The organism is Sporichthyaceae bacterium, assembly GCA_036269075.1.
Lineage (GTDB): Bacteria > Actinomycetota > Actinomycetes > Sporichthyales > Sporichthyaceae > DASQPJ01.
This window is the reverse complement of the sequence record DATASX010000018.1, coordinates 51762-78524: the sequence shown is the minus strand read 5'-3', so window position 1 is coordinate 78524 and position 26763 is coordinate 51762. Positions and strand designations below refer to the sequence as shown.

Annotated in this window: 28 protein-coding genes and 1 tRNA gene; 7 read left to right on the top strand and 22 right to left on the bottom strand. The window is 70.3% G+C overall.

The window, feature by feature from the left end; genetic code table 11:
* Positions 1-34 precede the first annotated feature (34 nt).
* The 4 genes from VHU88_03700 to VHU88_03685 all read left to right on the top strand — a co-directional run bounded on the left by VHU88_03700 (position 35) and on the right by VHU88_03685 (position 3427).
* Positions 35-1396, top strand: coding sequence for a hypothetical protein (locus tag VHU88_03700; GenBank protein ID HEX3610769.1), 1362 nt, complete (start codon positions 35-37; stop codon positions 1394-1396).
* 160 nt (positions 1397-1556) lie between these two features.
* Positions 1557-2168: a sigma-70 family RNA polymerase sigma factor gene (locus VHU88_03695; protein ID HEX3610768.1), complete on the top strand. Its 612-nt coding sequence runs from the start codon at positions 1557-1559 to the stop codon at positions 2166-2168.
* Between the two features lie 151 nt (positions 2169-2319).
* Positions 2320-3045 carry an anti-sigma factor gene (locus tag VHU88_03690; protein ID HEX3610767.1) on the top strand — a complete coding sequence of 242 codons (726 nt, stop codon included), beginning with the start codon at positions 2320-2322 and terminating at the stop codon, positions 3043-3045.
* A gap of 178 nt (positions 3046-3223) precedes the next feature.
* Complete coding sequence (locus VHU88_03685; protein HEX3610766.1) at positions 3224-3427, top strand: DUF5999 family protein; 204 nt, start codon at positions 3224-3226, stop codon at positions 3425-3427.
* 66 nt (positions 3428-3493) lie between these two features.
* Here the strand turns inward: VHU88_03685 and VHU88_03680 are convergent, their stop codons facing one another.
* From VHU88_03680 to VHU88_03630, 11 genes are all read right to left on the bottom strand, one after another.
* Positions 3494-4012 carry a MerR family transcriptional regulator gene (locus tag VHU88_03680; protein ID HEX3610765.1) on the bottom strand — a complete coding sequence of 173 codons (519 nt, stop codon included), beginning with the start codon at positions 4010-4012 and terminating at the stop codon, positions 3494-3496.
* A gap of 269 nt (positions 4013-4281) precedes the next feature.
* On the bottom strand, positions 4282-4752 hold the full coding sequence (locus VHU88_03675; protein HEX3610764.1) for a bifunctional nuclease family protein: 471 nt from the start codon (positions 4750-4752) through the stop codon (positions 4282-4284).
* Positions 4753-4795: 43 nt separating this feature from the next.
* Positions 4796-5470, bottom strand: a complete 675-nt coding sequence (locus VHU88_03670; protein ID HEX3610763.1) for a MerR family transcriptional regulator — start codon at positions 5468-5470, stop codon at positions 4796-4798.
* On the bottom strand, positions 5467-6009 hold the full coding sequence (locus VHU88_03665) for an FHA domain-containing protein (GenBank protein ID HEX3610762.1): 543 nt from the start codon (positions 6007-6009) through the stop codon (positions 5467-5469). Before VHU88_03665 ends, VHU88_03670 begins: the two co-directional genes overlap by 4 nt.
* Positions 6010-6142: 133 nt before the next feature.
* Positions 6143-6526, bottom strand: coding sequence for a glycine cleavage system protein GcvH (gcvH, locus tag VHU88_03660; protein ID HEX3610761.1), 384 nt, complete (start codon positions 6524-6526; stop codon positions 6143-6145).
* 39 nt (positions 6527-6565) lie between these two features.
* The gene (locus tag VHU88_03655) at positions 6566-7570 is read right to left on the bottom strand and encodes a DUF881 domain-containing protein (protein HEX3610760.1); all 1005 of its coding nucleotides are present in this window, start codon (positions 7568-7570) and stop codon (positions 6566-6568) included.
* Positions 7571-7573: 3 nt separating this feature from the next.
* Positions 7574-7906 (bottom strand): small basic family protein, encoded by a 333-nt coding sequence (locus VHU88_03650; protein HEX3610759.1) that lies wholly within the window; start codon positions 7904-7906, stop codon positions 7574-7576.
* Complete coding sequence (locus tag VHU88_03645) at positions 7903-8700, bottom strand: DUF881 domain-containing protein (GenBank protein ID HEX3610758.1); 798 nt, start codon at positions 8698-8700, stop codon at positions 7903-7905. Before VHU88_03645 ends, VHU88_03650 begins: the two co-directional genes overlap by 4 nt.
* A gap of 83 nt (positions 8701-8783) precedes the next feature.
* On the bottom strand, positions 8784-11288 hold the full coding sequence (locus VHU88_03640) for a sugar phosphate nucleotidyltransferase (protein ID HEX3610757.1): 2505 nt from the start codon (positions 11286-11288) through the stop codon (positions 8784-8786).
* Positions 11289-11315: 27 nt separating this feature from the next.
* Positions 11316-11933 carry a CDP-alcohol phosphatidyltransferase family protein gene (locus VHU88_03635; GenBank protein HEX3610756.1) on the bottom strand — a complete coding sequence of 206 codons (618 nt, stop codon included), beginning with the start codon at positions 11931-11933 and terminating at the stop codon, positions 11316-11318.
* Between the two features lie 78 nt (positions 11934-12011).
* Complete coding sequence (locus VHU88_03630; protein HEX3610755.1) at positions 12012-12662, bottom strand: ACT domain-containing protein; 651 nt, start codon at positions 12660-12662, stop codon at positions 12012-12014.
* Between the two features lie 145 nt (positions 12663-12807).
* On the opposite strand from VHU88_03630, the gene VHU88_03625 reads away from it, so the two are divergent.
* On the top strand, positions 12808-13689 hold the full coding sequence (locus VHU88_03625; GenBank protein ID HEX3610754.1) for a class I SAM-dependent methyltransferase: 882 nt from the start codon (positions 12808-12810) through the stop codon (positions 13687-13689).
* A 92-nt stretch (positions 13690-13781) separates the two neighbouring features.
* A complete protein-coding gene (locus VHU88_03620) occupies positions 13782-15557 on the top strand; it encodes a cytochrome c biogenesis protein DipZ (GenBank protein ID HEX3610753.1) in 1776 nt (591 codons plus the stop codon).
* 17 nt (positions 15558-15574) lie between these two features.
* Here VHU88_03620 and VHU88_03615 read toward each other — a convergent pair whose 3' ends face one another.
* Complete coding sequence (locus VHU88_03615; GenBank protein ID HEX3610752.1) at positions 15575-16729, bottom strand: serine hydrolase domain-containing protein; 1155 nt, start codon at positions 16727-16729, stop codon at positions 15575-15577.
* A gap of 748 nt (positions 16730-17477) precedes the next feature.
* On the opposite strand from VHU88_03615, the gene VHU88_03610 reads away from it, so the two are divergent.
* Positions 17478-17741, top strand: a complete 264-nt coding sequence (locus VHU88_03610; GenBank protein ID HEX3610751.1) for a hypothetical protein — start codon at positions 17478-17480, stop codon at positions 17739-17741.
* Positions 17742-17833: 92 nt separating this feature from the next.
* Here the strand turns inward: VHU88_03610 and VHU88_03605 are convergent.
* The 10 genes from VHU88_03605 to xerD form a co-directional block, all read right to left on the bottom strand.
* Positions 17834-17907, bottom strand: a tRNA-Pro gene (locus tag VHU88_03605).
* A 66-nt stretch (positions 17908-17973) separates the two neighbouring features.
* Entirely contained in the window at positions 17974-19380 is a 1407-nt protein-coding gene (gene der / locus VHU88_03600) for a ribosome biogenesis GTPase Der (GenBank protein HEX3610750.1), read from the bottom strand.
* 2 nt (positions 19381-19382) lie between these two features.
* Positions 19383-20123 carry a (d)CMP kinase gene (gene cmk / locus VHU88_03595; protein ID HEX3610749.1) on the bottom strand — a complete coding sequence of 247 codons (741 nt, stop codon included), beginning with the start codon at positions 20121-20123 and terminating at the stop codon, positions 19383-19385.
* A 156-nt stretch (positions 20124-20279) separates the two neighbouring features.
* Complete coding sequence (locus VHU88_03590; GenBank protein HEX3610748.1) at positions 20280-21374, bottom strand: prephenate dehydrogenase; 1095 nt, start codon at positions 21372-21374, stop codon at positions 20280-20282.
* Between the two features lie 7 nt (positions 21375-21381).
* Positions 21382-21771, bottom strand: a complete 390-nt coding sequence (aroH, locus tag VHU88_03585; protein ID HEX3610747.1) for a chorismate mutase — start codon at positions 21769-21771, stop codon at positions 21382-21384.
* 1 nt (position 21772) lies between these two features.
* Entirely contained in the window at positions 21773-22555 is a 783-nt protein-coding gene (locus tag VHU88_03580) for a pseudouridine synthase (GenBank protein ID HEX3610746.1), read from the bottom strand.
* Positions 22556-22568: 13 nt separating this feature from the next.
* Complete coding sequence (gene scpB, locus VHU88_03575) at positions 22569-23210, bottom strand: SMC-Scp complex subunit ScpB (GenBank protein HEX3610745.1); 642 nt, start codon at positions 23208-23210, stop codon at positions 22569-22571.
* A gap of 172 nt (positions 23211-23382) precedes the next feature.
* The gene (locus VHU88_03570) at positions 23383-24312 is read right to left on the bottom strand and encodes a segregation/condensation protein A (protein ID HEX3610744.1); all 930 of its coding nucleotides are present in this window, start codon (positions 24310-24312) and stop codon (positions 23383-23385) included.
* A gap of 60 nt (positions 24313-24372) precedes the next feature.
* A complete protein-coding gene (locus tag VHU88_03565; protein ID HEX3610743.1) occupies positions 24373-25416 on the bottom strand; it encodes a ParA family protein in 1044 nt (347 codons plus the stop codon).
* A 157-nt stretch (positions 25417-25573) separates the two neighbouring features.
* Entirely contained in the window at positions 25574-26563 is a 990-nt protein-coding gene (gene xerD, locus VHU88_03560; protein HEX3610742.1) for a site-specific tyrosine recombinase XerD, read from the bottom strand.
* Between the last annotated feature and the right edge of the window lie 200 nt (positions 26564-26763).

Genomic DNA, 26763 nt, shown 5'->3' with positions numbered 1-26763 from the left:
CCAAGCGTTCCGGACCCCTTGCAGCCTGACTGGAGTGAGAGTGCAGCGCCCATCGCGAGCGGTCGCCGGGGCCGTTCTGGCGACGATGCTGACGGTCGTCGCCGGGTGCGGCTCCGGTTCCTCGACCCGTACCGGGGCAGCGGCCGCGGCCCCCAGCCCGACGAGCAGTGCCGCCGCCGACGTGGGCGACCCGTTCAGCGGCGCCCGCGCCGCGGACGCGACCATGCCCCCGCTGGCCGACCTGCTCGGCACCGGCCTGGCCAAGTCCGCCGGGTGGTCCGGCAATGCCGCCTCGGCCGCCGCGGACCTGCGCGCGAAGCTGACCTTCCTGTTCACCGAGCACACCCAGCTGCTCGGGATGGTCTTCGCCGCGATCGACACCAAGGGCCCGAGCAACTCGGTGACCAAGGCAGCACAGGCCGCGCTGGACGCCAACTCGGCAGCGGTGATCGCCGAGATCGCCGAGATCAGCCACCCGGTCGCGGCGAAGAAGGGCAAGGCGACCGCGACCCCGACCGCGGACCCGAACTCCGACACCGCCGACCTGACCAGCGGCAACTTCGCCACCGCCTGGAAGGCCCACAACACCGAGCTGGTCAACTACGCGGTCGCCGCCAAGGACAAGGTCGACAGCGACACGTCCGACGCCAAGCGCAACCTCGGCGTCTGGCGGCAGTCCGCCGCGTCGAACCTCAAGGCCGCGGCCGGCAACAAGCTGCGCTCCACCGACGTCCGCGACGGCTTCGAGAAGTACACCAACGCGCTGACCGACGCCGCCGACTCCCTGGCCAAGCAGGACGGCAAGGGCTACGACGCGCTGCGTACCGCGGCCGGCGCGCTGTCCGACACCGCCGGGCTGCTGGCCGACGGCTTCGCCAAGGCAGGCAAGCTTTCCGGTGACAGCACCGACGACGCATCAACCGGCCGCGCGCGGCTCACCTACCTGCTCACCGAACACGCGGACCTGGTGACCGACGTGGCATACGCGGGCTATGCGGCCGCCGCCGACGGGGGGATGACCGGCGCCGCCGCGAACGCCGCCAAGGCGTCGCTGGACGCCAACGGCAAGGACCTGTCGGCCGCCTTCGGCAACGCCGCAAATGCCGCGAACCAGGCCTTGTTCGTCGAGGACTGGCGTCGACACATCATCGACCTGGTCGGCTACGCGACGGCGACCCAGCCGGCCAACTCGGCCGGCCAGGCCAAGTACCTGGGCGAGTTGGGCACCTACCGGACCACCGCGGCGAGCTTCTTCGCCTCGATCAGCGGCAATCAGGTCGACACCACCAAGGTCGCGGCCGCCTTCGCCACCCAGTTCGCCGCGCTGACCGCCGACATCCGGGCACTGGCGGCCGCCCTGCCGCCGTCCTCCGGTTCGGACGACAACGGCTCGTGAGCTCAACTCCACCTCGGCGGGGGTACGCGCCGACCCGCCAACCGGGGTACCGGCCCACCGCCGCGCGGAGACCAATCCTCGAGGGCGCCACGGTCGAATCCCAAGCGACTCGATTCCCGATCGGGTCGTCAGGAGAACTGCTTCCGATGGAATCCCGAGCATGACGCGGACCGCGACACTACGGGCCGTCACCCCGACCGAGGTGACCATGTCGCGACGCGTCCTCGTCGAACCACTCGAGGACCTGCTCGACCTCGTGGCACGCGGCGACGAGCGGGCCTTCGAGCACGTCTACGCCCGCGTCTCCGGTCCGGTCTACGGGCTCGTGCGACGCGTGCTGCGCGACCCGGCGCAGTCCGAGGAAGTTGCCCAGGAGGTCCTGGTCGGCGTCTGGAAGTCCGCGGCCCGCTTCGACTCGAAGCAGGGCAGCGGGATGGCCTGGATCATGACCATGGCGCACCGCCGCGCTGTCGACCGGGTGCGCTCCGAGCAGTCCGCCGCCGACCGGATACGCCGACTGGCCGGCCGCGACATCGAACCGGATTACGACCAGGTGGCGGAGACCGTCGAGATCCGCCTGGAGCGCGAAGCCGTGCGGCGGTGCCTGGACTCCCTGACCGAGCTGCAACGGGAATCGATCGACCTGGCCTATTACGGTGGCTACAGCTACCGCGAGGTGGCCGAGCTTCTGAACGTACCGCTGGGCACCGTGAAGACGCGGATGCGCGACGGCCTCATTCGACTGCGTGACTGCCTGGGGGTGACCGCGTGAGCGAGCTTGCGAGTGAACAAATGTCACAGTGTCCGCCAAGTTCCCACGCACACCGATCGACGGCGGTGAACCGCGTGAGCGAACTTGCGAGTGAACAAATGTCACAGTGTCCGCCAAGTTCCCACGCACACCGATCGACGGCGGTGAACCGGTGAGCGACTTGCACTCGCTGACCGGCGCTTACGCAGCCGGCGCGCTGGACTCCGCGGAGGAGGCCGAGTTCCTCGAGCATCTGTCCGGGTGTTCGCAGTGCGAGCTCGAGGTCCGCGAGCTGCTGGAGACGGCCGCACTGATGGGTGTGGCCGTAGCGCAGCCGACGCCGCCGGCGCTCCGCGGCGCCGTGCTGGCCGAGATCTCCCGGACCCGCCAGCTGCCGCCGAAGGTGGCCGTGCTCAGTGAGCACGCGCGCCGCCGTCGGCCGGGCAGACGTTGGACGATGACCGCCGCGGCGTGCCTGGCCGTGTTCACCATCGGCCTGGGCTCCTACACCTGGCAGTTGCAGCACGAGAACTCCGACCTGCGCGACCGCAGCGCCCGGATCGCCGCGCTCGCGGCGGCCCCGGACGCCCACATGTTGGCCGGGCGCGGCGGCGGCGGTACGGCGCAGCTGACGATGTCACGCTCAGCCAACCAGATGGAGCTGGTCACCTCGGGGCTCACCCAGCTGCCCGGCAACCGCACCTACCAGATCTGGCTGATCGGCCCCAACGGCCCGAAGTCGGCGGGCGTATTCAACTCGAACCGCACCCGGCCGGCCACGGAGATGTTCGTCGGACCGGGCGATGCCACCGCGCTGGCCGTGACCGAGGAGCCTCGCGGCGGGTCGGCCCAGCCGACCACCACACCGTTCCTGGTCATGCCGATCTCGGCGACCTGAGCGCTCCGACGCCGCTCGGACCCCTGCCGGCTGCACCCGTAAGACGGCCGGCCGGCGCGTTCTTGGCGAATTCCACCCGTGTTGGTCAGTGCGCTGGTGTCGCGCCACCAGTCACTATCAGAATCATCAGTATCAATAGGTATCAGAAGTAGTGGGTCAGCAGACCAGGAGAAGCACGATGACGTGCCCGCATCAGCCCCTGTGCCCGGCGCCGGATGACGCCGACCGCGAGGCAGCTCACACGATCGCCCACCACCCCGAGCAAGGCTGGAGCCTGCTCTGCAACGGCGTGGTGCTCTTCGAGGACAACGGTGAACTGCTGCCGAACGGGGCCGTCGTGGGACCCCGCCGCCCCAGCGACCGCCTCGTCAGCGTCGCCTGACTTCGCAACGTCAGCCAAAGCGTGCGCTGTAGCGCACGCTTGCGCTGACGTTGCGAAGGAGGAAGCTCAGCCGGTCCGACGGGCGCGGCGTGCGGCCAGCTCGTCGGCGGCATCGAGTCCGTCGTCGGACTCGGGGCGCTCGCCCGGCAACTCGGCCAGCGAGCCCTCAACCTCACGCCACACCCGGCCGACCGCGATGCCGAACACCCCCTGGCCGTTGGCCAGGATGTCGACGACCTCGTCGGGCGAGGTGCACTCGTAGACCGTGGCTCCATCGCTCATCAGCGTGAGGGTCGCCAGCTCGGCGATCCCGTGATGACGCAAGTACCCGACGGCCTGCCGGATCTGCTGCAACGAGACCCCGGCGTCCAGCAGGCGCTTGACGATCTTCAGAACCAGGATGTCGCGGAACCCGTACAGCCGCTGCGAGCCCGAGCCGTGGGCGGGGCGGATGCTCGGCTCCACCAGACCGGTGCGTGCCCAGTAGTCCAGCTGGCGGTAGGTGATCCCGGCGGCCGCGCAGGCGGTCGGTCCTCGGTATCCGAGGTCCTCAGCCAACGGCGTCAGTTCAGGGCCGAACAACAATCCCTGTTCGCCGCCCGGCGGGGCGGCCCGAAATTCACCGGGGCCACTGGCAGGCGTGTCCCTAGTGCTACTCATTCGATGACCTCACTTCGCGGGGCAGACCACCTGGCATGGCGGTACGCCGCTGGAATTACAATCGTCGATTTCCATTTGCGACGCTAGGCCCGGCCTGCGGAGACGTCAACGCAACGCGCCGCTCATCTGACGATGAGTAAGATTCCCCTGTGGCTGGTGTTGCACAAGTGAACTAAAGTCCGCGTTTTGCCTGGTCAACCTGTGGTTCCGAAGTCCTCGGGCGAGATCGTGTCGAGGAACTCGCGGAACTTCTCGACCTCGTCCTCCTGCTCGTCCGGGATGGCGATCCCGGCCTCGTCGAGCACCTGCTCCGACCCGAAGATCGGAGTGCCGGTGCGCAGCGCCAAGGCGATCGCGTCCGACGGGCGGGCGCTGACCTCGACGCCGCCGCCGAAGACCAGTTCGGCGTAGAACACGCCGTCGCGCAGCCCGGTGATCCGGACCTGCTGGAGCTCCTGGCCCAACGCCGCGAGCACGTCGCGGAACAGGTCGTGGGTCATCGGGCGGGCCGGCACCACACCCTGTTGCGCGAACGCGATCGCGGTCGCCTCGACGGCACCGATCCAGATCGGCAGGTAGCGCTCGCCGGAAACCTCACGCAGCAGGACGATGGGCTGATTCGCAGGCATCTCCACACGGACGCCCACCACGTCCAGGGCCACCACGCCGAGAGGATTCACTCTGCAACAGTACTCGGCCGAGATCGGCTCAAGTGGTCATCTCCCGGCGGGCACCGGTGCGCAACAGAGCGGCATGAAGTTCCAGGAACAGCTCCAACAGTTCGTCGGCCTCGGCCCGCGCCCGCGCCGTCTCCGCGGCGTCGCGATTGCGCGTCCCGGTCCGGACGGCCTGCTGCAGCAGACCCAGCTCACGGTCGGCCGCGCCCTTGAAAGCCCGCAGGTGTCGAGGTTCCAGGCCGAACTTCTCGATGCGCCCGACCAGCCGGACCAGCATCAGGTCGTCGGCGTCGTACTGCCCACCACGGCGCCGGTGCAGCAGACCGGAGTCGTCCAACGCGTCGAGTGCCGCCGCGCCCATCCCGGTCTCGGCCAGCATCTGCTCGCGGGTCAGCCGGATCGGCGGGGCCGGCGACCGGGTCGACGGCTCGGTCGGCACGGCGCCGGCGTCGAGTGCGTCGACCTGGTTCTTGATGACCTTCAGCGGCAGGTACTGGTCGCGCTGCGCGGTCAGCACGAACCGCAGTCGCTCGATGTCGAACAGGGAGTACTTGCGATAGCCCGCCGGGGTCCGGGACGGGTCGACCAGACCCTGCGCCTCGAGGAAGCGGATCTTGGAGACCGTCACGTCCGGGAAGTCCAGGCGCAGCGAGGCAAGGACGTCGCCGATGCTCAACCGAGCCTCGGACGACGCCGGGGAGGTCACAGCGCGGACTCCCCCGCCTGACTGGACACCGCGCTCGGCGCGGCGGCGAAGAACACCAGTCGGTACTTGCCGATCTGAACCTCGTCGCCGCCGGTGAGCAGGGTCTCCTCGATCCGCTCGCGGTTGACGTAGGTGCCGTTGAGGCTGCCGATGTCACGGACACTGAACCCGGAGCCCACGCGTAGGAACTGCGCATGACGCCGGGAGACCGTGACGTCGTCCAGGAAGATGTCACTGTCCGGATGCCGGCCTGCGGTGGTGGTGTCCGCGTCGAGCAGGAAGCGGCTGCCGGACTCCGGGCCGCGCTGGACGATCAGCAGCGCCGAGTCCGGCGGCAGGGCGTCGACTGCGGCCTGGTCGGCCGGCGAGAGCAGCCCGGCCTCGGACTCCATCAGTTCCAGACCCGAGATCTGGATGCTCGAGGTGATCTCCGCACCACTGCCGGCGGACGACCCGACCCCGGCCAACGCGGCTCCGCAGTTCGCGCAGAACCGCGCGTCGGCACCGGCCTGGTGCCCACATTGACTGCAGAACGGCATGACGGCGCCTTTCGCGCTCAACTGCTGGTTCGCGGTACCCGGCCGACCCCGAGGGCGTCGACCGCACCGGCCACCCTAAAGGTTCAGCGTAACGTCACGGTCGACGGAGGACCCAATGTCACACGACCCGGGTTCAATGCTCGATCAATGCCCGGTATTCCCCCGCCGACAGCAGCGAGTCCACGTCGGCGGAGGCAGCCGGCCGGACCTCGAACATCCAGCCCTTGTCGTACGGGTCGGAGTTCACCAGCTCCGGTGCGGTGACGATCGCGGCGTTCACGGCGACCACGGTCCCGGACACCGGGGCGTAGATCTCGCTGACGCTCTTGGTCGACTCGAGCTCGCCGCAGGCCCCGCCGGCGGTGACCTCGGCGCCCGCCTCAGGCAACGACACGAACACGATGTCGCCGAGTTGTTCCTGGGCGTGGTCAGTGATCCCGACCCGGACCGTGCCCGCGGACCCCGAAAGGGCCCACTCGTGCTCCGCGGTGTATCCGCGGTCCTCCGGAATCTCCATGTGCGGGGGCCTGCCCTTGTCTGAAGGTGTGCGGGGGGTTCAACTGCTGCCGACCGGCTTGGCGTACTGCGCGGCCGTGGCGGGACGGACGGCGTCGACCACCACGTCCTGCGCGGACTGCAGCGTGGGCGTGGCACCGCGTTCGTCCAGCACGGCGAACACCCCGCCGGGGATCCGGAGAGCGGGTTCGAGGGTATCCGGGTCGCCGATGACCGCTAACACGTACGGCTGCGTCAACAGATGACCGTCGAGCCGGATCTGGCCCGGGCCGGCGTCGAGGAACGCGCTGTTGGCGACCACTCGGACACCGTCGATCTGCATCGCCTCGGCACCGGCGTCGCGCAGTTCCTCCATGGTGTCCAGCAGGACCGCGCCGTCGATCTTGTGGTTGGGGTCGGCGATCTTCAGCGTTACGCCTGGCCCGTGCGCCGGGACGGTGCCGGACAGGATTCCGAGCACGGCCTTGCGCTTGAGCGCCTCGGACAGTGCGGCCTTGCCGGCGTTCGACCCGGACTGCAGTTGCGCACGCCGGTTCTCCAGGTCGCTGATCTCACCGGACAGCCGGTCGGACTTGGCGTTCAGGTCGTCGAGGATGCGGATCAGGTCGCTCTGCCGCGCGTTCTCCAGGCCTCCGTTGCCGGCCTGCAGCCGCAACTGCACGACCGCGAAGAAGCCCAGCAGACCGAGCAACGCGGCAATCATCAGCCGGGTCCCGCGGGGGTGCGGACGGCGCAGCACCAGCGACAGCAATGCCAACCCGTGCGGACGCGGCCCTCCCGCCGCCTCCGCGGTCGCCTCGCCCACCTCGGCGGGGGCGGCCGCGGCCGGCGCCGGGGCGATCCGCCGGATCCAGCCCAGGCGGTCACCGGACCTGGCCGGCTCCGCGGGCGGTGCCGGCGGCCGGGCCGGTTGCCTCGCGCCCATCGAGCCGCCGAGTGCGCGACCGTCGATCAGGATGGTCTCGTCCTCGTCGGTCTCGTCGGCCGGGACGACGTAGTCGAAGCTGGCGTCGGCCGCGGCGGGTTCGTCGGGTTCGGTGGACACGGTTCAGGCCGAGAGCAGATGGCGGCGGATCGCCGCGACGTTGGAGAAGATCCGGATGCTGAGCACGACGATGACGCCGGTGGTCAACTGGCCGCCGACGCCGAGGCGGTCGCCGATGAACACCAGCATCACCGCGACGAGCACGTTGGCGATGAACGAGACCACGAACACCTTGTCGCTGAAGATCCCGTCCAGCAGCGCCCGCAGACCGCCGAACAGCGCGTCGAGAGCCGCGACCACCGCGATCGGCAGGTAGGGCTGCAGCCAGAACGGCACGCCCGGCTGGAGGAACAGGCCCAACGCGATACCGGCGGCCAACCCGAGTGCGGCGATCACGACGGGTTCGCCTCCTCCGCGATCCGCAGGGTCGCTCCGGTCGAGCCGGGCAGCGACAGATCCTGCGCGGTGGCCACGTTGAACTTGATGCCGTACCGGTCGGCCAGGGTGTGGAACCAACGACCGCCCGGCCCGTCCACGAAGTCGACCTGCAGGTCGTTGGGCGACCCGATCGCCAGTACCTCGTACGGCGGGGACAGCGGCCGGTAGGCGACCAGGATCGCGTCGCCCGCGGTCCGGACCGCGGTCAGCACGGTCAGCCGTTGCCCGTTGACCGAGATCGCCTCGGCGCCGGCGGCCCACAGTCCGTTGAGCAACCGTTGCAGGTCGGTGTCGCGCACCCGACCGGTGGCGCTCGCGCTGTGGCCCGCGTCGGGTGCGTCGTCGACGATGACCCTCAGCCCGGGGCCATGCGCCGGATTCACCCCGGCCAGGATCGCCAGCCGGCCGTCGTCGCTCTGCACGGCGGAGTTGGCCGAGGCCACCGACAACGACTCGTTGCGGGCGCCGTCCAACGCATCGCGGGTCGAGGTGAACTCCTGCTGCAGGGAGTTGGTCGCGGCCGTGCTCGTGCGCACCTGGTCGATGAGCTGGTCGCGGGCGGCCTTCGCGGCCGGCGCGCTGTCGTGGGTCTGCCGCGCCGAGGTGCCGAGCACCAGACCGGCCAGCACCAGTGCCCCGCACAGCATCAGCTTGCGGCCGGCTCGGGTGATCGGTGGCGGGGTGTCCGGCGGCCGCGCGGCCCGGTAGGCGGCCTCGACCGTCTGGTTGGTCAGATCGGAGATCAGCGCCATCGACGCGTCAGGCCGCCGCGGGGCGTTCGATGATCCGGATTGCGGCGGCACGAGGTGAATCGTGTCATGCATGCCGCGTTGGGTCAGGCTCCGGCTCGCTTGACCTGGTCGATCCAGCCGGTGAGCAATTGCTCGGCGGCGTCGTCCTCGGCGGCCTCGGTCCACAGGTGGATCACCGCGGCTGCGGGGTCGGGCAGCACCAACGACCAGCTGCCGTCGCGCTCGACGACCCGGACCCCGTCGGTGGTGTCCAGAACCCGCTGCCCGGCGGCCTCGACCACCGCCCGCATGACGGCTCCCTTCGCCGACCAGGGGGTGTCGATCGCCCGGTAGCGCACGTGGGCCCGCGGGATCCGGGCGTCGATCTGACTGAGCGTCAGTTGGGTGCGGGCGACCAGGCCGACCAGGCGGACGAACGCCGCCGTCCCGTCGACCGCGTTGCCCACCTCGGGGATCACGAAGCCGCCCTTGCCGTCGCCGCCGAGGATCAGCGCCGAGTCGGTGACCGCCCGGGCCAGGCCATCCGGCGCGGTCCCGGTCCAGGTGATCTCGACGCCGTGGAAGCCGGCCACGGCCTGGGCGACCCGGGTCGTGGTGACCGGCAGCGCGATGCGGCCGGTGCGCCGTTCGGCGGCCACCAGGTCCATGACCACGAGCAGGGCCCGGTCGTCCTCGATGACCTCGCCGCGTTCGTCGACCAGCGAGATCCGCTCCCCCAGCGGGTCGAACGCGACGCCGAAGGCGGAACGCGAGGAGGCCACGAGTTCGCCGAGCCGATTCAGCGCGACCGCGCGGTCCTCGACCGTGCGGGTCGGTCGGGACTCGTCGATGCCGAGGTTGACGGTGAGCACGTCGACACCCAGACCGCCGACCAGGCCGGGCAGCAGCAAGCCCGCGGCGCCGTTGCCTGCGTCGACGACGACCTTCATCCGGGCGTCGGTGCCGGACGGCACCCCGGTGATGTCGATCGCGTCGAGCACCGCCCGGACGTAGGTCTCCCCGGCCCGCGGCGAGTACGTCAGGTCGCCGATCTCGCCGGGGAACGCCCGGCGGAACTCCTGGCGGCGGTAGAGCCGCTCGAGTCGGCTGCGTTGCGCTGCCGACAGGTCCGTGCCGGTGGCGTCGAGGAACGCGATGTCGACGCGGTCGCCCTGCCCGGGCGTGGTCCGGATCAGCACCCCACCCGCGATCCCGCGGGAGGCCTCCATGCGGGACACGGCCGGCGGCTGCATCTCCAGGTCGCGGACGTTGATCGCGGAGGCCTGCAGCGCGGAGATCACGGCCTGCTTCAGCGCCCGGGCGGCCCGGGATCCGTCGCGGGCGGTCAGCACCGTGTCGCCCTTCTTCAACGTGGTCGCGTAGGCGCTGGCCAGGCGAACCGCGAGTTCCGGAGTGATCTCCACGTTCACGATCCCGGACACCCCGCGCGGGCCGAACAATGTGCGGGCCCCCCGGGACTCCCAGATCACGCTCTGGTTGACCACCGCGCCGGCCTCGATCGTCTTGGCCGGGTAGACCTTGACCCCGGCGGCCAGGATCGCCTCCTCCTCGACCAGGCACTCGTCGCCCACCACGGCGCCCTCGTTGACCCGCGCCCCCCGCATGACGTCGGCGTTCTTGCCGATCACACAGCCGCGCAGGTTTGTCTGGGGCCCGATGTAGACGTTGTCGTGCACGACGGTCCGGTGCAGGAACGCCCCGTGCTTCACGACCACGTTGCTGCCCAGCACGGTGTACTCGCGCAGTTCGGCGCCGCTCTCGACCTGGGCGTAGTCGCCGATGTACAGCGGCCCGCGCAGCACCGCGGCCGGGTCGACGTGGGCACCCTCACCGACCCAGACGCCCGGAGCCATCTCGAACGCGTCGATCTCGACGTGCACCCGTTTGGCCAGCACGTCGGCCTGGGCCTGCAGGTACTTCTCGTGGGTGCCGACGTCCTCCCAGTAGCCCTCGGCCACGTAGCCGTACAGCGCCTTGTCCTTGGCCAGCAGCGCCGGGAACACGTCCTCGGACCAGTCGACCTGCTCCCCGGCCGGGATGTAGTCGAAGACCTCCGGCTCCATCACGTAGATGCCGGTGTTGACGGTGTCCGAGAAGACCTGGCCCCAGGTCGGCTTCTCCAGGAAGCGCTCGATGCGGCCGTCCTCGCCCAGGATCGTGATGCCGAAGTCCAGCGGGTTGGCGACCCGCTTCAGGCACGCGGTGACCAGCGCCCCGCGCTCCTGGTGGAAGCGCAGCAGGTCGGAGAGGTCGATATCGGTGAGCGCGTCGCCGGAGATGACCAGGAACGTGCCGTCGCACAGCGCGTCCTCGGCGTTCTTGATGCTGCCGGCCGTGCCCAGCGGGGTGGCCTCGTTGGCGTAGGAGATGGACATACCCAGCTCCTCGCCGTCGCCGAAGTGGTTGCGCACCAGTGCGGCGAGGAACTGGACGGTGACGACGACCTCGGTGAGCCCGTGACGGCGCAACAACCGCAGCACGTGCCCCATCAGCGGCTGACTGACCACCGGCAGCAGTGGTTTCGGGATCGCGGCAGTCAACGGGCGCAGGCGAGTCCCCTCGCCGCCGGCCATGACGACCGCTTTCACCCCGCATCACCTCCGTGCTACCCGTCGTCAGACCGGTGTCGGAACCCCGGTCTGCTCAACGGCCGACAGTGCACGCACCTGCATCACATAGAGGATTCCTGCCCACCAGTACAACCCGGTACCCCAGATTGCAAAAGCCCAGCCGAATACCGAGGCCAACGTCTGCATCGCCGTCATGCCGGCCCCCGAGTGGTCGGCGAGCAGCAGGAACGGGAACGCGTAAAGCAGATTGAAAGTGGCTGCCTTCCCCAGATAGTGCACGGGCAGGGCCGGGCCGTACCCGAGGCGACGCAGCCGCGGCACGCAGCCGGCGAGCATGACGTCGCGGGCCACCAGGAACAACGTGAGCCACACCGGCAGGATCCCGCGGATCGTGAGTCCGATCAACGTGGCCACGATGTACAACCGGTCGGCGGCCGGGTCGAGCAGCTGCCCCAACCGGCTGGTCTGGTTCAGCTTTCGGGCCAGCCAGCCGTCGAAGTAGTCGGTCGCCCCGGACAGCATCAGGATCGCCAACGCGGCGCCGTCGGCGTGCGGGCCCAGGATGAGGTACAGGAACAGCGGCACACCGAGCACGCGGACCAAGCTCAGCGCGTTCGGCAGCGTGAGGACCCGCTCCAGCGACGCCCCAGTCGGCTCGGCCACACGCTCCTCCTCGCCACCCGCCTTCGACCCTACTCGGGACGGGGCGGAGCGGCGGGGTCAGCGACCGACTGCCGCCGATCAGCCGGAGTGCGCCCGTTCGCGGGCCGGACTGCGCAGCGCGCCGGTCCCGGCGATCGCGCAGGCCACCTCGACCAGGCGGGTCAACCGAGCCAGTTCCACCCGGTGGAACAGCGGGCCGCCGCTCGAGCGGGCCACGTAGACGGTGGCGCCGGGGGTGGGCACCGCGGCCAGGTGGATCCCCGGTCCGGAGCTGAACGCGAGCGGGTGGGTCGGGCGGATGTCCGGTAGTGAGTCCTCCGGGGCATCGGGGCTGGCGGCGATCGTCGTCCGCTCCGGTCCGGTGGCCAGCACGACTGCCCAGTCCGCGTTCAGCGCCCCGGGCAGGGCGTCGACCAGCGTCTGGACGGCGCGCTCCGGTTGGGCCTTCACGTGCAGCAGCACGTCGAGGTCCGGGAACGCGTCCGGGCGGGCCAACGTGCGCCACGCCCCCTGCAGCACAACCCCCGGCACCGCCGTCAAAGCCTGTGCGAGCCGGTCGTCACCCGGGTAGTTCGACCACTCGACCGTGAACTCGTCGATCACCCGAGCCCCGATGTGGTCCAGCACGTTCATAGCCCGGATGTCGGCCCCCAACGCACCCAGCACCCGGCCGACCCGGGCCAACGACCCCGGACGGTCCGGCAGGTCGATCCGCAATTGCAGCAACACCGGCGACTCCTCCCCCGACGGCCTTCAGACTGACCCGCCGGTGTTTCCGGGATATTGCGCACGTGTCAACTCCTCGACCCGCTGGTTGTGCGAACCGGCGTTTTCGTGACGGTGTGTCAGAAAACCTCCGACGTAGGCTCAGGGGATGGAGACCGAGGGGATGCCGGACCGACGGGGCCGGGTACGGACCGATCTCGCGGGGGTTCCGGAGACGACGTTGTGGACGCTGTACCACCGGGCACGCGAGGCCGACTCGGCGTACTCGGTGATCGAGGACCCGAAGGCGATCGACGTGCTCGCCGCGATCGACTTCGACTTCTACGGCCGCTTCGGGTCGGCCCCGCCGTGGCTGGGTCGGTTCATCGGCCTGCGGGCCGCGGCCTTCGACACCCAGGTGCGGCAGTTCATGAACGCCTACCCCGGCGCGACCGTGGTGGTGCTCGGCGAGGGCCTGGAGACCCAGTTCTGGCGGGTCGACGACGGCAAGGTGCGTTGGTTCACCGTCGAACTGCCGGAGACCGCGGCGCTGCGGACCGCGCTGCTGCCCGACGACCCGCCGCGGCGGCGGACGCTGGCCGGGTCGGCGCTGGACCCGAAGTGGATCGAGGAGTTGGGCGCCACCGCGGACGACCACGTGATGGTCGTGGCGCAGGGGCTGCTCATGTACCTGCCACCGGCGCAGGTTCGGGCCCTGATCCAGCGCTGCGCCGAGGAGTTCCCGGGCGGGTCGATGGTGTTCGACACGGTGCCGCGCCGGGTGTCCCAGCTGACCGTGCGCGGGCTTCCCGGACCCGGCGGCTACCGGCCGCCGCCGATGCCCTGGGGGGTCACCCCGGGTCGACTGGTCGACGAACTGAGCGAGGACCCGGCGATCGGCCGGGCCCGACTGGTCGATCCACCGGCGATCGGCGACCCGCTGTCCAGCACCGTGCTGACCGCGCGCCGCCTGCTGCCGCTGATGCGCCGGCACGGGCCCGCTGTCGTGCGGCTGGACTTCCAACGCGGATGTCCGGGGAAACGACCTTAATAGGTCGGTAATCCGGATCGGTCTGGGCGCCGAATCCCTTGCGAACCTAACCTCGCAAGAGACGCCGCTCGACGATCGGAGTGCCCCGGCCCATGATCACCATCCTGATCGGCTTGCTGGCCGGGATGATCACCAGCCTCTCACCGTGCGTGCTGCCGATGGTGCCGATCCTGCTGGCCGACCCGGCCACGCTGGAGGAGAGCGACGCGCCGGCGCAGGCGAGTGTGGAGGAGGGCGGCGGGCCGGCAGTCGCGGCACCGCCCCGCAAGCGGGTGAGCGTGCGCCGTCCGTTGGGGATCGTCAGCGGGCTCGTGCTCAGCTTCAGCCTCTCCGCGCTGTTCGGCTCGATCGTGCTCGACGCGTTCGGTCTGCCGGAGGACCTGTTGCGCAAGATCGGCATCGGCGTTCTTGCGCTGATCGGCGTCGGGCTGGTCTCGCACCGGGTGGCCGCAATCCTGGAACGGCCGTTCGCTCGGCTGCCCAAGCGGGCGGTGAACACCCGCGGGAACGGTCTGGTCCTCGGGCTCGGCATGGGGCTGCTGTTCGCGCCGTGCGCCGGGCCGGTGCTGGCGACGATCGCGGTGGTCGGCGCGACACATCGGTTCGGGTTCCGGACGATCACGTTGACGTTCGCGTTCGCGATCGGGGCCGCACTTCCGTTGTTGGTCCTGGCCCTCGCCCGCGACGCGATCCTCTCCCGCGCCGGCTTCCTGCGTCGGCACGCGGTGCGACTGCGGACGACCGGCGGCGTGGTCATGATCGCGATGGCGGTGGTGCTCGCGTTCAACCTGGCCGACCCGCTGCAGCGACACGTGCCCCGCTACACCGAGGTGCTGCAGAGCAAGGTCGAGGAGAACAACGACGCCGCGTCCCGGCTGCGCTCGCTGGTCACCGGTGAGGACCGGAAGGCCTCACCGCTGGCCACCGACGAGGGCTGCGCCCCGGACAGCGACGTCATCCAGAACTGCGGACCGGCCCCGGAGTTCGCCGGGATCACCAGTTGGCTGAACACGCCGGACGGCAAGCCGCTGAAGATCTCCGACCTGGCGGGCAAGGTCGTCCTGGTCGACTTCTGGACCTACAGCTGCATCAACTGCCAACGCACCCTGCCCTACGTGGAGGGCTGGGCGAAGAAGTACGCCGCGGACGGCCTGGTCGTGGTCGGAGTGCACTCCCCCGAGTTCGCGTTCGAGCACGTGAAGTCCAACGTGGTCGAGCAGGCGGCCCGCCTGGGTGTGCGGTACCCGATCGCACTGGACAACGACTTCTCGACCTGGAACGCCTACTCGAACGAGTACTGGCCTGCCGAGTACCTGATCGACGCGACCGGAACGGTACGGCACCGCTCGTTCGGCGAGGGCAGCTACCAGACCACCGAGAACCTGATCCGGCAGTTGCTGAGCCAGGCCAAGCAGGGCGTGAACCTGGGCACGGCGTCGGTCGGCACCGACCCGGAACCGATCACCGGCGGCACCGGTGAGACCTACCTCGGCTACGGCCACGCCCTGGCTGTCTCCGGCACCGCGCCGGATCCGGTCAAGGACCGCCCGACGCCGTACCGATACGACGGCCGGCTGTACCCGGACACCGTGGCGCTGAACGGAACCTGGACGATCGGGCCGCAACAGATGACCGCCGGTCCGGGCGCCGCGCTGCGCCTGGACTACCAGGCCGACAAGGTCTACCTGGTGCTCGGCGGCGACGGCACGGTCGACGTCGTCCTCGACGGCAAGCACGTGAACACCGTGCCGGTGAAGGGGGTACCGACGTTGTACCAGCTGACCACGGCACCGCCGAAGAAGGGCCGAGGCGTCCTGCAGTTGAGCTTCGGGCCCGGCATCCAGGCCTACGACTTCACGTTCGGCTGAACCGATCTGACACAGCGTCAGACCAGGTCGTAGATCGCCTTCTCGAAGTCGGCGTACATCTGCACGTAGCCCGGGGTCGCGAACGGCAGGTACTGGGAGAAGATCGCGCCGGTGATCCCGCTGGTCGGGTCGATCCAGAAGTGAGTGTTGGCCAGTCCCGCCCAGGCCCCGCTGCCCGCGCGGCGTCGACCGGGCTCGTCCTTGGTGTTGAGCAGCAGACCCCAGCCCCATTTGCGATCGGGTCCGTAGACGAAGTCGCAGCTGTGCGCAGGCGAGGCAGCTGACACGCGCTCCGGGACCTCGAGCCCGCCGATCCGGTTGGTGAACGCCTCCGCGACGGTGTCCTCGGCCAGGATCCGGCTCCCGCTGAACACGCCGCCGCCCAGCAGCATCCGGGCGAAGCGCAAGTAGTCCTGCGCCGTGGAGTACAAGCCGTGGCCGCCGCTCCAGTAGTCCGGGTCGGCCGGCAGCTCCATGTCGGAGGCGACCCAACCGCCGCCCTCGGCCGGGAAGTGCAACGCGACCTTGCGCTCGCGGCGCTCCTCGTCAACTCCGAAAACGGTGTCGACCATGCCGAGCGGGCCGGTGATGTGCTCGGCGAAGTACGTGTCCAGTCGCTGGCCGGCGACCTCCTCGACAACGCGGCCCAGCCAGTCGGTGTTGGTGCCGTACTCGAACTTCGTGCCCGGATCGACCACCAGCGGCAGGAACAGCGCAGCGGTCGTCCCGCTGATCACGTTGGGGTGCCCCGTCAGTTCCTCGTACCGGACCATGTCGGCGTTCCAGAACCAGTACGTCTGGCCGGCGGTGTGGGTGGCCAGCTCACCCACGGTCGCCCGCCGCGTGGGCTGCCGCAGCCGCGGCGTGTCGCCGGCGAAGCCCTCGAGCACCTGCATCTTGTCCCACTCGGACAGGTATTCCGCCACCGGCGCGTCGAAGTCGAGCTTGCCCCGCTCCCGCAACTGCAGCGCGGCGACGGTGGTGACCATCTTGGTCATCGACGCGATCCAGAGGACCGAGTCGACCGCTACTTCCTCCGGACTGCCCACCGCTCGCGGACCGGCCGCGCCCTGGTAGCGGATACCGTCACGATCCGCCGCCACGGCCACGACGTTGGGCACCGCGCCGGTCTCAACCGCATTGCGCAGGACGTCATCGACAGCAGGGGACATAGCAAACTCCTGTAGACACTTCGAGACTTCCACCCAATCACCGGAATCGGCGGGTAGCCACAAGTCGGGACCGACATCACATCCGTGGGGTTAATCGATTTCGCCGCTTCGGAGATACTTGCAAATTCACGCAACAGTCGCGGGACGACGCCCGTGCCGGGAAACGGAAATCAGGCCCGATCCCGGGGTGGCGTCGGACCCGAATCTCGCGGTTGACCTGCGAATTCTCGGTCGGCGCCTGCGGCCAACCTTCGGGCCTTTGCCCGGACGACACGCCGGGAAGCGTCGCGGAAGCCAAGGCGACCGTGGCATAGTGCGACGCCGCTGCCCAGACCCCGCAGTTTCCAACGTGACACCGGGCCATACCCGTCAGGGTGCCCGCACACAGATGGAGCTGCCCTTGCGTCGGGCCACGCCCGCTTCGGTGTGTCCACCCCCACCCCACCCCAACGACACGTTGCGGCGATGCCGCCGATGACGTGTGCCGGCCCCGTCGACGCGTGAACATCGACGGGGCCTTCGACCATCCCGAAGCTAGCCGGGAGAACGTGAGGTCAGCATGGAGCACTCCGGGCCGCAGCCGAACCACTCACTCCTGCCGGCCGACTCCGCGCTCCTGTCCGGGAACGGCGGCGTACTCAGCGAGTCCGACGTATTGGCGGTCGGCCTCCCGAGCTGCCCTGCCTGGTGCGGTCGTGGAGACTTGGCCCGCTATTGCGTCGACTCCTGGGATCTCGAAGGCGTTCACGTGATTCACGGCGCGTACCACGCCAGCGACACGGGCCCTGGGTTCGGAACGCTGCGCACAGGCGGCGGGACGGCGCGGGTATATGTCTCCCGCAATGATGTACCGGACAGGCAGGGCCCGGTCGAGGTCAACCTCGACGAGGACTCCGATCTGCTCGCGTACAACCGGATGTCACCGGAGGTAGCACGGCAACTCGCGGTCGAGCTGGCCGCCGCAGCGGAATTCGCCGCCCGACTCAACGCCGCGGGAGTTACGCGCGCCTGACCGATCGACCGAACAACGGCGGCGAGGCAGTCAGAAACGACCGAGGCGGCCCATCGGGGAGAAGGGAACCAGCTTCACCTGCATTGTCTCTGTCGGGCTGGCCGGATTTGAACCGACGACCCCCTGACCCCCAGTCAGGTGCGCTACCAAACTGCGCTACAGCCCGTATTCCGTGCAGTCACCCGGCGGAACGGGCGGGGTTGACCCTACCGCACGCGAGCTGCCGTTCGTGTCAGCGCTTGCGCTTCTCCCTCACCTTGACCGAGATGTCGATCGGGGTGCCGACGAAGCCGAACTCCTCACGCAGCCGGCGCTCCACGAAACGCCGGTAGCCGGCCTCCAGGAACCCCGACGCGAACAGCACGAACCGGGGCGGGCGCGCCGCCGCCTGGGTGGCGAAGAGGATGCGCGGCTGCTTGCCGCCGCGGATCGGGTGCGGGTGGGCGGCGACCAGGGTTCCGATGAACGCGTTCAGCCTGGCCGTCGGGATCCGCTGGTCCCACGACGCAAGCGCGGTCTCCAACGCCGGGACCAGCTTGTCCACGTGGCGCCCGGTACGGGCGGCGATGTTGACCCGGGGCGCCCAGGGCACGCGCACCAGCTCGGTCTCGATCTCGCGCTCGAGGTAGTAATGGCGTTCCTCGTCGAGCAGGTCCCACTTGTTGTAGGCGATGACCAGCGCCCGGCCGGCGTCGACGACCATCGAGATGATCCGGGTGTCCTGCTCGGACAACGTCTCGTGCGCGTCGATCAGCACGACGGCGACCTCGGCGGCGTCGAGGGCCGCGGCGGTGCGCAGGCTGGCGAAGTACTCGTGGCCGGACGCGGTCGCGACCTTGCGCCGGATGCCCGCGGTGTCGACGAACCGCCAGGTCTTCCCGCCCAGTTCGATGAGCTCGTCGACCGGGTCGACGGTGGTGCCGGCGACCGCGTCGACCACCACGCGGTTGGCCCCGGCCAGCTTGTTCAGCAGCGAGGACTTGCCGACGTTCGGCTTGCCGAGCAGCGCGACGCGGCGCGGGCCGCCCACCGGTGCGGTGGTCTCGGCCGGGGTCTCCGGCAGCGCCTCGAGCACCGCGTCGAGCAGGTCGCCGGAACCGCGGCCGTGCAACGCCGAGACCGGGTACGGCTCCCCCAGGCCCAGCGACCAGAGCATCGCGGCGTCGGCCTCGGCCGAAGGCCCGTCGACCTTGTTGGCAGCCAGGACCACCGGCTTGCCGGAGCTGCGCAGGATGCGAACGACGGCCTCGTCGTGGTCGGTCGCGCCGACGGTCGCGTCGACCACGAACAGCACCGCATCAGCCGCCGCGACCGCGAGTTCGGCCTGGGCGGTGATCGAGGCCCGCAGGCCCTCGCCGTCCGGGTCCCACCCGCCGGTGTCGACGACGGTGAACCGGCGGCCGGCCCACGAGGCGTCGTAGAAGACCCGGTCGCGGGTCACCCCCGGCACGTCCTCAGTGACGGCCTCCCGGCGACCGATGAACCGGTTGACCAGCGTGGACTTGCCGACGTTCGGCCGACCCACGACGGCCAGCACCGGCAGCGCCTCGGCGGGGGCATCGTCGTCGAGGCCCTCCGGGAACTTGCCGTCGAAGTCGGCGTCCGCGAGGTCCTCGTCGAGGTGGTCGAGGGATTCCACGATCAGTGCGCCAGATCCGGGGCGACGGGCATCGGCCGCACCGCCGCGACCTGCGCGACCACGGCCGAGACGACCTGGGCGAGGTTCAGGGAGGTGGTGTCGATCGCCACCGCGTCGGCGGCCTGCAGCAGAGGTGCGGCGGCGCGGGTGGAATCGATCCGGTCGCGCCGGGCGAGGTCGGCGCGGGTCGACTCGACGCTGACAGCGGCTGCGGCGGCGGAGTTGATCTCGGTCGCCCGACGGTCGGCACGGGCGTCGATCGAGGCGGTGAGGAAGACCTTGACGCACGCGTCCGGGGCGACGACCGTGCCGATGTCGCGGCCCTCGACCACGATCCCGCCGTCGTCGGCGCGGCAGCGGGCGATGATCGCCTGCTGCATGGCCACCAGTCGGGTACGCACGGCTGGCACGGCGCTTACCAGGCTTACCGCCGCGGTGACCTCCGGACCGCGGATCGGCTCGGCGACGTCGGCGCCGTCGACGGTGATCGTGGGTTGCGCCGGGTCGGTGCCCGAGCAGATCGAGGGCGCCTCGGCGGCTGCGGCGACTGCTTCGGCGTCGGCGACGTCGATGCCGGCCTGGAGCATCCACCAGGTCATCGCCCGGTACATCGCACCGGTGTCCAGGTAGCGCACGCCGAGCGCGGTTGCGACCGCACGCGCGACGGTGGACTTGCCCGATCCGGAGGGTCCGTCCAGCGCGACGACGAGGGTCGTCGCCTCCGGCGCGGGACACGACTCCACGGTGCGAACTCCTGGGCCTGGGTGTCGCCGGTGCACGCGCAGGTAGGCGGAAAGACAGAGCCTTCAGACCTGTCACTTGCCTACCGAAGCGTGCATCGGTGAAGAATTACACTGTGACCGCCGGTCGGCCGGTCACCCCATCCTAACGGGGCTGCGTCACCAGTGGACGATCCAGCCGAGGGCGCGCAGTTGGGCGACCAGTTCCGCGGCGTTCGGCGGCCGGACCGCGAGCTCCACCAGGCCGACCGCCTGCCCGGGCGAGTGCTCGATCCGCATGTCCTCCAGGTTGATCCCGGAGCGGCCCACGTCGGCGAGCAGGCGGGCCAGCTCGCCCGGTTCGTCCGGGACGAGCACCGGGACCGGGGTCCACCGCGCGGGCGGTTGGCCGTGCTTTCCGGGCAGCTGGGCCCGGCCCTCGTTGCCCGCCCGCAGTGCGGCCGTCACCGGCTCGAGGGCTTCCGGGTCGGCCGGGTCGGTGGCCACCGCGCGCAGTGCGCGGACGACGTCGTCGAGGTCGGCGGCGACGGCCGCGAGCACGTCGGCGACCGCGGTGGCGTTGCTGGCCAGGATGTCCGTCCACAGCCGCGGGTCCGAGGCCGCGATGCGGGTGACGTCGAGCAGGCCCTGCCCGGCCAGGCCGACGGCGTCCGGGTCGGCGTCGACCAACCGGGCGGCGACCAGGCTGGCCAGCACCTGCGGGGTGTGCGAGACCAGCGCGACGGCGAGGTCATGGGTGTGGGGGTCCATCAGGACCGGGATGGCCTCGCAGAGCTCGACCAGCGCGGTCGCCCGGGCCAGGGCCGCCGGGTCGGTCCGGACTGAGGGCGTCAGCACCCAGGGCCGGCCGGTGAACAGGTCGGCCCGCGCCGCGCCGGGACCGGACAGCTCCCGTCCGGCCAACGGGTGCCCACCCACGAAGGTGGTCGGGTCGGCGATCGTGTCCACCGCACGCTGGGCCGCGCCCTTGGTGCTGGCCAGGTCGGTGTACGCGGCCGCGACGTCCTGCCGTTGCAGCTCGGCCAGCACCACGGCCACCGAAGCCGGCGGAACCGCGATGATCGCCAGATCCACGCGCGGGGTCGAGCGGGTCCGCGGCTCCCCGGCCCCCAGCGCGACGGCCAGTTCCACCGTCGCCCGGTCGCGGTCGTCCAGGTGCACCACGACCCCGTTCGCCCGCAGGACCATGGCCACCGACGTGCCCATCAGCCCCGAGCCGACGACGAGAGCGGATTCCAGCCGGTCGCCGCTCACCGGTGCGTCACTGTGCGATGTCCTTGCGCAGGGCGACCGCGCCGCGCAGGTAGACGTGCGCGACCGCGGACTTGGCCAGGTCGGTCTCGACGTGGGCCAGGATCCGGACCACCCGCGGCATCGCGCCGGCCACGTCGATCTCCTGGGCGCACAGCAGCGGCACGTCCGTGATGCCCAGGTCGCGGGCCCCGACCGCGGGGAACTCGCAGTGCAGGTCCGGCGTGGCCGTGAACACGATGCTGATCAGGTCGTCGACGGCGAGACTGTTGCGCTGCAGGATCGCCGAGATCAACTCCGTCACCGAGGCGAGCATGTGCTCGCGCTCGTCGGAGTCCAACTGGACCGCCCCGCGGATCGCCCGTACCGCCACCGGTTCCTCCCGTCCGTCGGCGGACACCCTAAGGCATCTTGCGGGCCACCCTTTTCTTCTTCGGTTTCGAGGCGGCCTCGGAGGCGGTGTACAGCGCCGAGACCTCGTGGGAGGTCAGGTGGCGTAGGCGGCCAGGAGCCAGGTTCCCGGTGGTCAGCGGGCCGATCTCGGTGCGGACCAGCCGACTGACCGGGTGGCCGGCGGCCTCCAGGAGGCGGCGGACGATGTGCTTGCGGCCCTCGTGGATGGTCACCTGCACGACGGCCCGGCCGTGGTGCAGGTCCAGCAGGCGGAAGCCGTCGATCTTGACGAGGCCGTCCTCGAGCTCGAGGCCGCGCCGCAGCGTCTTTCCCAGATCGCGGGCGATCGGTCCGGGGACCTCGGCGATGTAGGTCTTCGGGACGCCGAACGAGGGATGGGTGAGCCGGTGGGTCAGGTCCCCGTCGTTGGTCAGCAGCAGCAGCCCCTCGGTGTCGGTGTCCAGCCGCCCGACGTGGAAGAGCCGGTCGTTCCGATCCATCAGATAGTCGCCGATGCAGGGCCGGCCCTCGGGGTCGCTCATCGTGCTCACGACCCCACGCGGCTTGTTCAGCAGCAGATACACCGCGTCGGTCCGGGTCGAGACCACCAGGCCGTCCACCCGGATCCGGACCTGGTCGGGATCGACCCGCATTCCCTGCCCGGTGACCAGTTTCCCGTCGACCTCGACGCGGCCGGCCGCGATCATCTCCTCGCAGGCGCGGCGGCTGCCGAGGCCGGCTACGGCCAGAACCTTCTGCAGGCGGATGCCTGACGATTCGTCAGATTGCATGTCGGATTGCATGTCAGTTGGCCGGAAGTTCGGTGTCGCCCTCGAGGGCGGCGATCTCGGGCAGGAACGGCGCCAACTCCGGCAGGTCGTCGAGGCTGTTCAAACCCAACCGATCCAGGAAGTACGACGTCGTCCGGTACTGCATCGCGCCGAACTCCGAGTCGGTCCCGGCCTCCTGCACCAGTCCGCGGGCCAGCAGGGTGCGCATGACGCCGTCGACGTTGACCCCGCGCACCGCCGAGACGCGCGACCGGCTGACCGGCTGCCGGTACGCGACGACCGCAAGGGTCTCCAACGCAGCCTGAGTCAACCGAGCCTGCTGCCCGTCACGCACGAAGCGTTCGACGATCTCGGCGCACGCCGCGTTCGAGTACAAGCGCCACCCGCCGCTGACCTGACGCAGCGTCATGCCGCGGTTGCCCGCCGCGTACTCCGCAGCCAGGGCGGTGAGCACGTCGAGGACCTGACCCGGCCCGCACTCGCAGGCCTGCGCCAGCGCGACCTCGGTGACCGGGCTGTCGACCACCAGCAGCACGGCCTCGACCGCGCAGCGCAAGGCCGGCAGACCGTCCGCCGCGTCGCTCGGCGCGGGCTCGTCGACCGCGACGACCGCCCGGGAGCCGAACAGCACCTCGTCGATCACCGAACCACTCATCGGCCGACCTCGCTCGTTCCTCGCTCGCTCGACCGATGAGGCACAGGCGATTGAGGCGCGCGGAGCGCCGGCAGCGAGCCTGCGAGCCGTCGAGCGTTCCCGAGCCGATTGAGCCTGTTGACCGCAGGGAACACGGGAACGCTGTGTTGATTGATTCGCTCGCTGCGCTCACTCATGACTGTGCCTCGCCGTCGTCGTCGTTCATGGGCTCGTCGTTCACGGGCTCGTCGTCCCCGGCCAGTTCCGCTTCCGGCGCCGCGGCCGGCTCCTCCGGCACCGCGTCGAACTCGTCGCTGATCGCGATCTCGCCGTCGCCGCCGCCCGTCCACTGCACGTGCAGCTCGGCGAACGGGCTCTCCTGCTCGAAGCTGACATCGGCCGCCCGGAACAGCTCGAGCAACCCGAGGAACCGGGCCACCACGGTAAGCGTGTCCGGGCAGTCGGCGATCAGCTCACGGAACGTCGAGCGGCCCGTCACCCGCAGTCGCCCCACCAGCACCCCGACCTGCTCACGGACGCTGACGGTCGGTGCGTGCAGGTGGGCGACCGAGATGCCGGGCGGTGCCGGCCGCGGGGTCATCGCCCGCGCGGCCAGCGCGGCGAACTGCTCCGGTCCCAGCCCGATCAGTACCTCAGGCAGTAGCTGCGCGAACGGCTCCTCGAGCGCCACCGAACGGGCGTGGTAGCGCTCCTCCGCCGTGATCCGCTGGGCGAAGATCGCGGCCACCTGCTTGTAGGCCCGGTACTGCAACAGGCGGGCGAACAGCAGGTCACGGGCCTCCAGCAGTGCCAGGTCCTCGTCGTCCTCGACCTCGCCGGCCGGCAGCAGGCGGGCGGCCTTGAGGTCCAGCAGCGTGGCCGCGACGACCAGGAACTCGCTGGCCACGTCGAGGTCCCAGTCGCTGCCGTAACCGCGGATGTAGCCGATGAAGTCGTCGGTGACGGTCGCCAGCGCGACCTCCGTGATGTCGAGCTTGTGCTTGGCGATCAGGCCGAGCAGCAGGTCGAACGGACCCTCGAACATCGGCAGCTGGACGTGGAAAGCAGTGCTGCGCACCTCCGTCGCAGCGACCTCGGGTGCCTCGACGACCGGCGCGCTCACCACCGAACCCTAACCGACCTCAGGGGATGCCTGGCACCGCAGACGACGGCCCGCACCGGCTCAGCCCAAGCGGCCGAGGACCTCCAGTGCGAGTTGCCGGTACGCCTTCGCGCCGGCCGAGGTCGAGGCGTAGGAGGTGATCGGCTCGCCGACCACCGTGGTCTCCGGAAATCTGACGGTGCGTCCGATCACCGTGTGGAAGACCGCGTCGCCGAACGCCTCCACGACCCTGGCCAGCACCTCGCGGCCGTGCACCGTGCGGGAGTCGTACATCGTCGCGAGGATGCCCTCGAGCCGCAGGCCGGGGTTCAGCCGCTGCTGCACCTTGTCGATGGTGTCGGCCAGCAGCGCGACGCCGCGCAGCGCGAAGTACTCACACTCCAACGGGACCATCACGGCCTGCGCGGCGGTCAGTGCGTTGACGGTCAGCAGACCGAGCGAGGGCTGGCAGTCGATGATGATGAAGTCGTAATCCGGCAGCACCGGGGCCAACGCCCGCTGCAGGGCCTGCTCACGGGCAACCTCGGAGACCAGCTGCACCTCAGCCGCAGACAGGTCGATGTTGCACGGCAACAGGTCGACGTTCGCCATGTTCGTCGGGAACAGCACGTCCTGGATGTTGACGCTGCGGTCGAGCAGCAGGTTGTACAGCGAGAGCTCCAGCTCGTGCGGGTTGATCCCGAGGCCGACGCCGAGCGAGCCCTGCGGGTCGAAGTCGACGAGCAGCACCTTGCGGCCGTGCTCGGCGATCGCGGCACCGAGATTGATCGTCGAGGTGGTCTTCCCGACGCCGCCCTTCTGGTTGCACATGGCGATGACCCGGGCCGGGCCGTGAGTGGTGATCGGCGCCGGCAGGGGGAAATCGGGCAACGGGCGACCGGTCGGGCCGATGACCGGCTCAGACGCGACCTCCCCTGCCTCGGGAACCGGCGCGGGAGCGGTCGGCTCGGGCACGAACGCGGCCGGCCTTTCGACCATCCGACCGGTGGAGACCCAGCGGTCGTTGGGCACCTCGGCACGGAGCCCGGGCAACGGTGGGAAGACCTCGTCCGCCCGAGCGGTCGCACCGTGCTGCGATCCGTACCCGTAGGTCGGCGATTGCATTGCGAGCCTCATTCCCCTCGCGACCGGCGGTTGTGGTCCCACCATCGCGCACCACGTCGCCGCTCCTCGGCTCATCCGGCGGCGTGTCGCCGCGGTGCTTGACAGCCGGTCCGGAATGTGTTGTGGAAGTGGCCAGAGTGTCTTTTGTGCCGAATGTTCAGATGGCGGGAGGCACGACCCGAGCCCGCGGATGGGAGGTCGCGTAGACCTCACGCAGATGCTCGACGCTGACTTTCGTGTAGATCTGCGTGGTCGACACCGAGGCGTGGCCGAGCAGTTCCTGGACGACCCGGACGTCGGCGCCACCCTCCAGCAGGTGGGTGGCGAAGGAGTGCCGCATGGTGTGCGGCGAGACCTCCGCGCGCACCCCGGCGCCCTCGGCCGCGGCGCGCAGCGCGGTCCACGCGCTCTGCCGCGACAGCCGGCCGCCACGAGCGTTCAGGAACAGCGCGCTGCACCGGTCGGTGGTCCGCCGTGGCCGGCCGATCGGGCCGGTGCCGGTCGGGGCGCTGTCGACCAGCGCGGGCCGTGCCCGGACCAGGTACGCCTCGACCGCGGCGCGGGCACAACTGCCCAGCGGGACCAACCGTTGCTTGCCGCCCTTGCCGGACAGCAGCACCGTGCGCGATTCGAGGTCGATCGACTCGAGGTCCAGCCCGACGGCCTCGGAGATACGGGCCCCGGTGCCGTAGAGAACCTCGACGAGGGCGACGTCGCGCAGCATGAGCTCGGTCCGCGAGCCCTGGCCGGCAGCGTCGATCAGCGCGGTCACCTCGGTCACCGAGATCGCCTTGGGCAGCCGCTGCGGCGGACGCGGCGGACGCACCGGTCGCGCCGGGTCGGTCTCGGTCAGTCCCTCGCGCAAGGCGAACCGGTGGAAGCCGCGGACCGCAATCACCGCACGCGCCGCCGAACTGGCGGCCAGGGCAGGGTGGTCGGCGTCGCCGGTGCGCAGCCGGACCAGGAAGTCGGCAACGTGGTGCTGGGTGACCTCGGTGACCTGGTCGACCCCGTGCGAGCCGAGCACGTCGCGGTAACGCAGCAGGTCGCGTCGGTAGGAGGTGAGGGTGTTTGCCGCCAGCCCTCGTTCGATCGCCAGGTGGTCCAGGTAGCCGCGCAGTGCATCGGCCAGTTCGGCCTCGGCCACGGTGCTCCTCTCCGGACTTCTCGCGTGGCGAACCTAGTCGCGAAACCCCCGGGCAGACCGCTCGACACGCAGCGTCGGCGGAGCCCACGCACAGGCCGCTCCGATCATCGATGAGCGGAATGCGCACTCTCATACGCGGGATGCGCACTCTCATACGCGGCGCCCAACGAACGGCGCGCGCCGAACCGGGGCAATGCGTC